2 protein-coding genes and 2 pseudogenes are annotated in these 12,424 nt (G+C 43.5%); 1 reads left to right on the forward strand and 3 read right to left on the reverse strand.

Annotated features, from left to right (window positions below; genetic code table 11):
- The first annotated feature begins 220 nt into the window (after positions 1-220).
- A complete protein-coding gene (locus C5470_RS18490; protein ID WP_422631086.1) occupies positions 221-589 on the forward strand; it encodes a GNAT family N-acetyltransferase in 369 nt (122 codons plus the stop codon).
- Between the two features lie 149 nt (positions 590-738).
- Here the strand turns inward: C5470_RS18490 and C5470_RS18495 are convergent.
- From C5470_RS18495 to rtxA, 3 genes and pseudogenes are all read right to left on the reverse strand, one after another.
- Positions 739-891 (reverse strand): annotated as a pseudogene (locus tag C5470_RS18495) (transposase); the annotation flags it as partial.
- Positions 881-985: pseudogene (locus tag C5470_RS18500) on the reverse strand (Rpn family recombination-promoting nuclease/putative transposase); the annotation flags it as partial. The pseudogenes C5470_RS18495 and C5470_RS18500, both read right to left, overlap by 11 nt.
- A 161-nt stretch (positions 986-1,146) precedes the next feature.
- Positions 1,147-11,721, reverse strand: coding sequence for an MARTX multifunctional-autoprocessing repeats-in-toxin holotoxin RtxA (rtxA, locus tag C5470_RS18505; protein ID WP_166291154.1), 10,575 nt, complete (start codon positions 11,719-11,721; stop codon positions 1,147-1,149).
- Positions 11,722-12,424: the final 703 nt, after the last annotated feature.

Consider the following 12,424-nt stretch of genomic DNA (forward strand, 5'->3'; position numbering starts at 1 on the left):
ATTCCATACTTCATCTGTTAACATAGTTCTTGGCATGATGGTGAGGTAGAGTCGTTTTTTGGCGAAAGCAATTATACCCCATCATCATGCTGTTCCGTAATTCCTCTCAAAACGTCAACAGCCCCTAGGCAAAAACCATGACAGAGCAAATTTTTATTGTGGAATTGACTCATTAAATGAATATATTCAAAAACAAGCCAAGCAAGATGTAAAGCGTAGGATCAGCCAAGTATTTGTAGCAACAAATGCAATAGAACCAAATAAAATTGTAGGTTATTACACGCTTTCATCCTTATCAATCGATCTAAGTGATCTACCATTACATCTTACTAAAAAATTACCTCACAGACCTGTACCAGCTGCGCTACTGGGCAAACTGGCTGTTAGCCAAGAAGCGCAACGGTATGGAATAGGTAGGATGTTACTAGCTGATGCAATTAAACGCACGCTAGCCATAACAGACATTGCGATTTATGCGATTATAGTCGATGCCCTTGAAGAAGCACAAAATTTCTATGAACAATATGGTTTTCAACCACTAATTACAGGAGAAAACAGATTATTTCTTAAATTAAAAAGCATTTGTTAATAAGATGCCATCAACAACTCAATTTATGAGGAAACGTATTTTTCAGATTTACATCAGATTGCAAAAAAATACTCAATCAACATTTGTGACAAACACCACAATTACACTCATTGAATGTATAGGGTCTGTTGATGTTTTAAGGTCATCATTCATTCAGCCCACATTGGCAACCAGACAATGATAAATGCCAGAGCCAACATACTGGTGTAATTCCGTTCAAGCTTATCGTATCTTGTGGCTATTGCACGAAAATGTTTAAATCTGGCGAACGCATTCTCCACTAAATGACGATAACGATATAAACTTTCTGGCAGTATCAATATGACTTAAAAACTGTTTAAAAACAGCGTCATGTGGCGTTGGTGTTTTTTTCTCTTCATCGGCGAATAGTAGCATACTTTCTTTTATATTGAAGGAATATTAAGCAAAAAACTGAGCGGACTGAACAGCGGAAATAACAACAACCACGTCAAAAAATGGCCCACCTGTTCTGTGAGCCATTTTTATTCTTATTTACAACTTTTTTCTTACTTTTTACTTTTATTATAAAGCGTTAATCAGGCAAACTTCCCCTTGCCGATGGTGGTATCTGTCCACGCCATTGCAATAGCGACGTTCGCCTTACTATCCAGATTCTCAATGAAACCATTATCCCCCGCTGTCGGGGCAAAACTGCTCATAGCCTGAATCAAAGAATCAACTGCATTATCTGACAGTGCAGTAAATTCACGCTCTCCTGATGCATCCTTATTACCCATTTGAGCCACTAATTTTGCGCGATGACCATTAAAATAATCATGAAAGGTGACTGCCCCTACTGATTCAAATATACTCTGCGCGGTTTTATCCTGAGCAGGACGATTCACCGACAGCACCAAATCGTATCCGCTGCGCTGGAACCACAGGTTTTTCCAGTCAACGCCGTTGAATAGGATCATATCCTCTGCGCTGATATCGTTAACCCGGTTATCAATCACCTCAGTGCTAACCACAAAACTGTCTACACCCGCTCCACCTTGGAAGCTGTTTTGATAACCGCCCAGTACCAGCAGATCCTGCCCCTCACCGCCGTCAAACTGACTGAACTTCGAAATAGCCGCCGCTATCAGGTGATCATCACCTTCTCCACCGTTAATCACCGCATGGTAGCCCATCAGTTTAATCGTATCATTGCCGGAATAACCGTCGATCCGGTTGTCATTACCAAATACTCTGGCAAAGTCATTGCCTTCGCCTAAATCAACCCGGTTGTTATTGCCAATGGTCACAGCATAGTCCTGACCTGATCCGGTATCTACCCGGTTGTAGTTACCGGAAGTGACAACATAATCCTGCCCGTTACCCGCATCAATAAGGCCACCTTCACCAAAGACAAACGCTTGATCATTACCTTCACCCATAAAGACCTGGTTAATGCGTCCGGCCACTACTGCGGTATCATCACCCTTACCGCCAAACATCCAGTTTTCACGTCCCATCAGGACGCCCATGTCATTCCCTTCACCACCGGCAAAGATGTTGGATGTCCCTAATGAGTAATAAACATCATCACCACGACCACCCCAAAAGTTGTTGTTATCGCCCAGATAGGCACCGAGATCTTTACCATCACCGCCCCAGTTGAAGTTATAATTACCCAACGACATATGAATATCGCCATCTCCTTGCAGATGACCACTGTTACGCAGGAAATCAAAGGTTTTCTCTTGCATATTGAGCAAATCAGCTGTCAGGTTCTTTTTCAAATTGGTGACTAACGATTTCATCTCTTCTTGTTTATGTTTGCTGAACATCGTCGCAAACAGGTTAGGTAAATTCAGCGAATTAAAACCAAATGCACTTTCTACTTTGCCATTAGCTTGAACACTATTTTCGTTGATGCTAATCACAGCTCCTCGTTCCTGATTTTCATCAGGCGCTTTCTCTTTCAAACCATGATCTTCTGCAAATGTCCTGACTCCATCTTTTCCCATATTGATGCCAGCTTCCAAACTATCCAGCAATTTCTCTGGGTTGGTGAAAGCTTCCAATTGATCACCACTAAATTCCCTTATTACTTCCAACATCTCTTTCAGAATAGCCACGCCATCCACAGGCTCGCCTGTGCGGGAAACAATCCGGCCATCCGCGGTGTAATCCACACCAAAGATATCTGCTAAGGTGGTATCTGCCCCCACTTCCGCCAATCGACCAAGCAGCTTGTTTTTAAGCTGACGTGGTAAATCCTGCGGGTTGTAGGTAAAAGTTGTTTTCGCCATACCCGTTGCTGAATACTGCTGGGTCATCAAACCAAACAGGGAACCCAGGTTGGTATCCAGAATAGAGTGGATATTGTCACCGAACATCAAGTTCCAGTTACCGGTTGTCACCTGTATATCCGCACCCTGACCACCGACCGCAAAGTTAAAGGCCAGTTTCTCATTGGCTTGACGGAATTTATCTGCACGGCTCATTTTGCCCATATCAGCATTATTGCTATTACGGCTTAACCACTGGTTGAATTTCTTATTCAACGCGGCTTCAGTATCACTTTTCAGGCCACGGCTACTGCGTTCATGCTGAGAATCCAGATCAACCAGTGTCTTGTAATCCACACTACTGGTTTGGTCCAAGCCAGACATATCCTGAACAAATTTCTCCGCACCAACCAATGTCCATTGCTGATCTTGTACCGCTAACCAGTCTTGCTGTTCACCGGAATGGGCAATGTTTTGCAGTACGCCAGAAATACGTGCAGCACCATCAAATGGATTAACCAGTGGTGGCGTTGGGATGGATTTATCCATCATCACAATCAGGTCATTACTGCGCCCCTGGTTGAAGCTGACGTTACGATTACCGATAAACATCTGCACCCCTTCAAGCGCCTGATAGTCGCCGATATTCACGCTATGTTTGCTATCACCATGACCAATGTGAACCATCACATTGTTGTCACCGAAAGCCAGTGATTTAAAACCACCGGTTCCCACTTTAATACCGACGTTCGATGTTCCCCAATTCAGTGCGGTAAACTCTCCATCACCAACATTCACCTGGATATTACCGGAGTAACTGAGCTGACGATGCGAGTTATCGCTGGTGTTAACCTTTTCACGCTTCTGTGGCTTAATAAAAACCTCAGTGTTATCGGCAATCGCCCCTTTGGTAACTGAATCAGCCTCTGTGTAACCTACTTTAGAGAAGTTGATATCGCTTTCAGCAATACCACGACGAACCTGTTCTGTATGAGTGCTCAGTTTATTCTCTGCATTCCAGCTCAATACGATTTTGTTATCAGGCAAATTGTTAACCCATTGGTTATTTTCGTCACGGGTAAATTTACGGCCTGTTGTATCAACCGCCACTTCGCTACGGCGAGCCGAAACATCACTACGAATCCCTTGCTTGTCCAACGCTGTAATAAAACGGCGGGCAAAACCATCCCGCTTATCATCACTAATCAGTGAACAGCCCACCAGACTGATATGATCGGGTTTGCTGATGGCCTTTTCGCCCAGTTTAGCATTCTGATAAAACTGCGTTAATTTCGTCGCCAATTCATCGGCACTGTAACCACTCAGACGAATGTTATTCTGCTCTGACGTATCACGGCCATGACCAACAACCTGCCAGCGTAATTTGTTTGATAATTTAGACAGATCGCCATAAACAACACGATATTTACCGTTAGAGTCGAGTTGAATAACCACACTGGAATCCGGGTGTTTACCCGCCAGATTAGCTGCTGCTCTGGCAGCTATCGGGTCATCTTCCATCTGAAGAATGATCTGACCCTCAAAACGCGTTTCGCGACCATCAATCTGTGGCGTCACCTCTACCATTTGCCAGCCATCAACTTTCTTATTCAGATGACTATCGTCAATAATAGTCGGCTCTACCCCTTTATTTTTGCCAGATAATCCGTCTAAATCTTCCAGCGCAGGGCGGTTTTGCGGTTTTACCACCGCATACTTTTGAGAAAACTCCAGTGTTTCTTTAAAAGCACTATCCAGCGCCTGATTTATCCATACCTTACCCGATTCCCCAGCAATATCTGCCAGATCCTTATAATTAGCGGTATAGCTGTTCAGTACCTGCTGACGCTCATCACCCGTTGCCTGTAATGCCTTGTAAACCGCCAGACTTTCGTTAACAGAATGACCACCATCAAATACCAAAAACGCCAATGTATTGAGATAGCTCTGCCCAGTTGGGAAGGTAGGTCGGTTGCTGGCAATATAGTTATTGAGGTGAACCATGATATTGGTCGAGCCAGACGCACCTGTCACCACAGATTGACCTTGCGCTAACGCATTACGCTCAAATGCAGTTTCCCGCCCTGGGGTCAAGATCCGACCTGCTGCAACCTTCCTGCCATACAAAAAGTCGTCATGTTTGTTATTCGCCGGCTGGTAAGGTAACGCCGTGCCATAATCATTGGTCTGCTTTTCCGTGGTAACGACTTTGTGCGTAACATCAGTCCCGGTAGTCAGCTCAGTACTGGTTGAACGGGCTTTAGTGATCACATTCTGATAGAAAATATCCCCTTTTCTCTTCCAGTCAGCACTATCCATCCCCATTCCCGGTGTAATCGCCATTTTTACCGCCAGAAACGGCACCTTAATCACAGAAAAACCATCATCAACCTTAGTCATCATGGTCTTGAAATTGGCAAAAGTCGGATCGTCCAGGAATGTCGTTACCTCAGGCACCCTACTGAACCAAGGGCGAAAATCCTTATCAATAGACTTGGCAAAAGATTGCATCTTGCTGGCAATTTTCTGGTCACGTTCAGCACCTTCGGGATAAAAACCACTTATCCACTTCTCAAAGTCCTGTACCAAAAAGTGACCTGTTTGTTTAGCGGTATCTTTCGCCTCCGGTGATGCCGTTTTCACCAGTTCATAAGCCAGTTCAGAATCAAAATGACGGCCAAATAGGTTATCAATATATTGTCCGGTGGCCTTCTCTTTGTTGACATCAGCCAACAGCTGTTGAGTCAGCGCGTGCAACTCAGGGTGCGTTTGCAACTGGGTAACCGCATCCTTAAATAATTCTTTAGTTTTTTCATTTGTTACTTGCCCGGTAAGCCAAAGTTCTCTGGCGCGTTCAATCAGGGGCCTACTTTCTGGGATAGCCGCCTGTTCTAACCGGCTGACGAAAACGATAAGGCTCTCACTTTCGGTCTTAGGTGCATCCCGTTCTGCTACAGAGTTAATCAGGGTTAATGGCTTAATTTGCAAATGAGTAATGCGATCAATCTCGTCTTGTGGGATATCACTTTTCAGACCTACCACACGGCCAATCCCATCAAACGATACTTGCTGTTCAAACTGCGTAACCTGCTCAGGTGGTATAGTGATACCCAAAATCCCGGCTGACTCAGCTCTCCGGGCCTGAATATGAGCAACCAGCTCCCCCATCTCAAAACGCAAGCTTTTCACCAGCTTACTGCGCTGAGCAAATTCTTTGGGATCATGCTGTTGCCAATGAGCTAGCGCCTTCTCAAGCTGCAATACATGCTGTTCATCGGGCCATTCGACGGTACTGTTAAAAGCCTCACGTACGGCCACCAGTGTCTTACTAGGCAGATCGGTATTTATCGAACCAAGATGTCTTTTGGTAGAATCAATAAACCGTTTGTTTCTCTTATCCAGTAAGACAAGCTCTAATTCTTTAAGTACAGAAGAACGAGATTTATGGTTATCTCCCCCTAATCCTTGCAGATCAATACCTGAAATCGTCGGTGCTTTTCTGGTTAATTCTTTAGGTTCATTTGAGGTTGACTCCACAATGCTATCAGATGATTTCTCGGCAAACATTGAAATAATCGAAGCCCCCGTATTTCCTGAACGGATGCCCTTGTTGAGCTGTAGCCGATTGACTGCCTGTTGCGCGTTATTCAAGGCGGCCAAATCTTCTTTTGTTAGTGCAAGATCTTCACTGATCCAACCGTCAGATTCAGTTTTCGATGCAGGATTGATATGACTCTTCGATTTCGCCACCTCAATTGATGTATAAGCTTTTCCAGATAAACCACTGCCAGTCGCACCGGTACGATCCGGTTTAGCATCATCAGCCTGTTTCGCGCCTTTTGCATTATTCTGCGCCTGTGCCGCTTTATTTTTCGCCGCTGCACTATCACTTTCACCACGCTGTTTCGCTTTTTCATACGCGGTATTGGCGTCACTTTCAGCTTTTTCGGCCCGTTGTTTCTGCAATAACGCCTCTTCTTTTCTCAACTCTGCTTTTTGCATAGCGTCTGCAATATCTTTGTCTGCATTATCTATATTATCGAAACTTTTCTCTAAACCTGCCTCTGATTTTTCAATTGCTGTTTTTACTACTTCTCGTTTATCAATAAGGTGTTGCTGTGCATCAGTTAATTTTTTCTGTGCCGTAAGTTTGGCATCATTTAATTTGTTCTGGGTGTTATCCAGATATCCAACAGCAAACCGATTACGCCACTCATCACCTGATTTGCCATCATAATTTCCATAGTTATTAAGTGCATCCATACCTTGAGTCATGGAGAATAATTCTTTTGTGACTATCCTGGATTCTTCACTTATTGCATCACGCTGTACTTGCCCATTCTTATTCAGCGCATCTTGATTGGTTGATTCTAGTTGGAGCTGTGATTTTGAAATTGTTTTAAGCTGTTTATCTTTCTCTTGTTCCAGGAGCTGACGATTCATCTCAGCTTTTTCTTTATCGCTTAACGCATTTTGCGCGGCTTTATCCTGCTTCGCATGCCTGATAACCGCATCAGCTTGTGGTGATGCCTTATCCTGATCTATCTGCAAAGCATTTTGGATAACCTCGGTATCAGGCGTCTCCACCGGGGTTATTGTGCCACTTAAGTTGCTCTTCAAATCCGAACTTATTTCATTAATTTTATCCATCTGGAAGCCATCAATGGCAGAAACTTCGGTTAAATTGATCGCGCCTCTGCCTTTATGTGTTCCAGACGTGTTAGCTTCATCACCCTGCACCAAATAATTAATCGCCTGACTGCCTCCCACACCCAATACCGTCTGTTTGATATTGTCAAAGAAAGAAGCTAATTTGTTGCTTTCAGTATTACTTGACGCAACAGCCAGGCTGTAAAAATCACCATTACCAATTTTAATCGCCACATTATTGCGTGCATAAGAGGCATTAATCCCCAAACCATCACCAATATGAATATTGGCATTGCCTTTGCCTTTCATGATCGCAACATTGAGACCATTGCCGACTTTGGTATTGACGTTATATTCACCCCATGCCGCGTTGACTGAAACGCCGTCACCCACTTTGGTATTCACATTAAGTTCGCCATGCGTCGCAGTCACGCTTAAACCATTCCCCACAGTGGTGGTGATATTGGCTTTACCCTTTGCTGCGGTAACCTGCATACCATCACCCACTTTGGTGACAATATTGCCTTTACTCCACAAGGCATTAAAGCTGTCACCGTTACCGACTTGAGTCACAACATTGGCATCAGCTTTGGCAAGTACCACATTATTCCCGTCGCCTACCTTAGTAATGATATTAGCTTTGCCCCAGGCTCCCGTGTAATCATCACCGTTACCCACATGGGTGATAATGTTGGCATCTCCCTGGACTACCGTGACTTCTCGCATTCCTCCCACTTTGGTAATGATATTGGCTTTACCTTTCGCGAAATTGTAACGGTCGCCATTACCAACATGAGTCAGGATATTAGCCTCCCCCCAGACAGCGTTAATACCGGTGCCATTCCCCACTTTGGTAATGATATTGGCTTTACCTGTAGCGAAACCAACAGTTGTACCATCACCAACGTGTGTCATGACGTTACCCACATCAGAAATAAGCAGGCCGACCGTCGTACCTTTACCCACTTTCGTCAGAATATTACCTTTACCTAATAGCACGGCCGCCGTCGTTGATGTCCCCATATGAGTGACTACATTAGCCTCAGCTGCTGCCACAACCCCCATAAAACCATCACCCACTTTAGTGACGATATTCGCCTCACCCAGTGCCAGCACCCCAGTTAAACCGTCGCCAGAATGCGTCATGATATTAGCCTGACCAAACATTGCCGCCAGCGTTGTACCATCACCTACTCTGGTCATCACATTCAACTCACCGGCAAACAAACCAATACTTGTCCCACCACCATCGTGAGTATAGATATTGGCATTACCCACCATTAAGCCGACAGTCAAATCATTACCCACTTTCGTCAGGATATTGGCTTGCCCGATCATCGCGGCAAATGTTTGACCATCACCAACATGGGTCATCACATTGGCCTCACCTATCATGGCTGCCAATGTCATGCCATTACCCACTTTGGTGGCGACATTGCCTTTAGCCAGCATCAGGGCAACACTCATCCCATTCCCAATATGGGTAAACACATTGCCGGCGGCTACCATCAGTGCCAGCGCCTTGCCATCCCCTACTTTGGTAAAGACATTACCCAGACCACCCATCAATCCCCATGCATCACCCTTGCCAACATGAGTAAAGATATTGCCAACACCAATCATGGCCGCAATTGCAGTTCCATCCCCAACTTTAGTAAAGATGTTACCTGCTGCCCCCATGACACCCAGTGTCTGACCGCCACCGACATGAGTCAGCACATTACCAATCCCAAGCATAATGCCAGTAGTGTCACCATTGCCTACTTTGGTCAGGATATTGGCACCACCCAACATCACACCCTGCGTACTACCGTTACCAATGTGAGTAAGAACATTCGCACCACCGCCCATCACCGCAATGACATCACCTTTTCCCTTTTTGGTGAGGATATTGGCACCACCCAACGCAATTGCTGTGGTGTTTGAGATTGTACTATCACTACTGATATGCGTGATAATGTTAGCCCCCCCAAGCATACCGGAAACCAAATTACCTCCGCCAAGCTTGGTCAACACATTAGCGCCGCCCAAAAGTACTGAGGAGATATCCCCTTTACCTTCTTGGGTCATGACATTAAAACCGCCAGCACCTACCCAATTCGCGCTGCCATTACTTACATTACCTATTTGAGTATGGGTGTTATATCCCCCCAGCATGGTAACCTGACTTTCACCGTTACCTTTGTGGATAGAAATATTGCCAATCGCCAGAAGATGTGCCAGATACCGCCCATCACCGACACGAACCAGAACGTTTGCAGCACCACCGGCGTTAACATCCATGTTTCCATTCTGACTTTGGTGAACAAGGACATTTGCCAGACCTGCGCCACGAAAAACCAAATCACCCTGTTCACCATTTTTCACAATGACGTTGGCAACACCAGCGCCATCAAAGTTCGTATTACCGAATTTCGAACTATGCAAAATAACGTTCGCAGCCCCTGCGCCTTTAAAATTAACATTGCCATATATCACACTGGATTTAATAACGTTCCCGCCACCCATACCGTTAAACTTAACATCACCGGTGCTATCACCGATATCCGAAGATGATTTCACCAATACCTGATGACTACTTTCTTCAATATATTCTAAATGCTCAGAGACACGGCTTACAGTATCGACTTTATATTTAAGGTCAGTTAGTGAATATCCCCCCACCGCCATCGAGCTATAACCATTTGCGAGTGAAAAATCTTCATTGGCCAAATCACGGGTATGGTCGCCTGTTTTGTACCACGCACTGGCATAATATTTCAGCTCTCCGGTTTTAGGATCATTTTTCAACTCTACCATGACCACTTTGGTATATGACTCGACATATTTGGCATAGACATAAGCATTTGATCGACGATTCGATTTCACCGCTGAAACATCCAATACCAAACCATCAGAATGGATTGCACGCCCATGCATTTTTGCATCAATCAGCGTGATATCTTCTGCTTTAGCGGTGGTTCCGCTGGCATAAGTCACCCATCGATTTTCCTGCAAATCTTCTTCAACAGTATGTTGAATAGTAACGGGTTGATAATGTTCAAAGATTAAATTGAAAAGACGATAATCATTATCATTGCTTATATAATCAAATCCATTCTCTGAAGAGATGTTTTTCGTAGCAAGATCTTTGAGTTGATTACCATTTTTACGCCATGAAGTGGCGTAATAACTAAGTTTATCGGTTTCAGGATCATTTCTCAGCTGAACTTTACTGATCTTAGTATACTTTTCATCAGCAAATGCAAAGAGATAAGTATTAAGCTCAGTAGTTGATTTAATGCCTGTCACTTGCTGGGGTTTCTTGACTCCCATCTTCGCCGTTGTTAATACAATTTCTCTAGCTTTAGTGTATTCCAGAGCTTTATTATGCGAATCGCTATCTTCACCTATTCTTGATATTTCATTGTAACCACCGGCACCGGAGAAACTGATATTACCATGAGCTATATCAGAATAAATTTTGTTATAACCACCTGCACCTTCAAATTCGATATTACCGCGAGTCTGTTTATATTCATCTTTACTTCCTCGCAAGCGTTCAATGCGGTTTGATGCTCCTGCTCCATGCAAGATAATATCACCTTCTCTCCCTTTACGAATAATGTGGTTATCAATCCCTGCACCTGTGAAATCAATATTACCGCTTTCAACCCGTGAGCTGATGCTATTTGCGGCACCCCCGCCAGCGAATGTCACATCACCGTGGCTTTTCTCATAACCGCCATACCAGGTACGATCAATTTTATTACCCGCTCCTGCGCCACTAAAGCTTACATTACCCTGATTAGTTTCGTGCCATAACTCGTTATAACCGCCGACCCCTTTAAACGTCACATCACCGGACTGTCCTTTACGACTCAGGTTGTTATAAGCAGCGGCCCCGGAGAAATTTAAATTACCGCGGCTTCCTCGGTGATCCATAGAAACACCACCCGCCGCGCCAGCAAATGAAATATTGCCATTGCCGTTTTTATCAATACTTGCGTAACCTGCGGCACCATGTACATCCAGATCACCGTCCATACTCACTATTTTTAAATATCCGGCACCACCATCCACAGCCTTATCGCCAGAACTGGCATAGATTGTTGCCCCTAGCGAACCAACAGTAATATGATCATTTCCTCCTTTAGCATAAATAACTCCCCCTACCCCAATAGCGACAATATTATTACCATCATCATCATCTTGATATTTCCCGGTAAAGAAATATTCTGTACTGCGGTTTGATGATTTCCCCATAAACAATCCCTTAATTTAGTTGAGGTTAAATAGAAAACCACTGCATCTGGCGGATATAGCAGTTGTTTTAAGAATCTAATGTCCCGTGAACGATACAACCTCTCTGACCTTTCCACGGAAAAAACAATGACAGCAATCAATCAGATATTCTTTTATATAATCTGTTCTAATCCAGGCTGATTGCTGTTTTCAGTCATTTTTCGGGCTATTATTTTTCTAAACAATGAAATAAAAGAGAAAAAAACCTCGTTATAACTGATATCAGAGATGGTTTATTCAAATTTTTTAAACATATTTCGTCCATAAAAAGAAATTTATTCACAAAGACAACAAAGTATACAAGAAAACAAAAATATTAAGCTCAGAGGCATAATGAGCTTATATATCTATAAATACGATTAAATGAATAAGTGGAATAAAATAATATAGAGCAAAAACTCAAAATCAATATTTACACACAAGAAAGTCTGTTTACCCCCCATATATTGCCCTATATCCCCACATTGATGTTCAAAATGCAAATAAGACAATAAAAATAAACCATAACAAAAACCAAACGTAACTAACTGCTTTAATTTAAATTATTAAATAATTTTTCCACAAATCAAATCAATAAGAACAAATTACTAACATTTTTACATCAAGAATACAGGGGAATTTAACTTACTTATCTGGAATAAAACATCTGCCGTAAGAAAACAAC

The organism is Photorhabdus stackebrandtii (genome assembly GCF_011189495.1).
Taxonomy (GTDB): Bacteria; Pseudomonadota; Gammaproteobacteria; order Enterobacterales; family Enterobacteriaceae; genus Photorhabdus; species Photorhabdus khanii.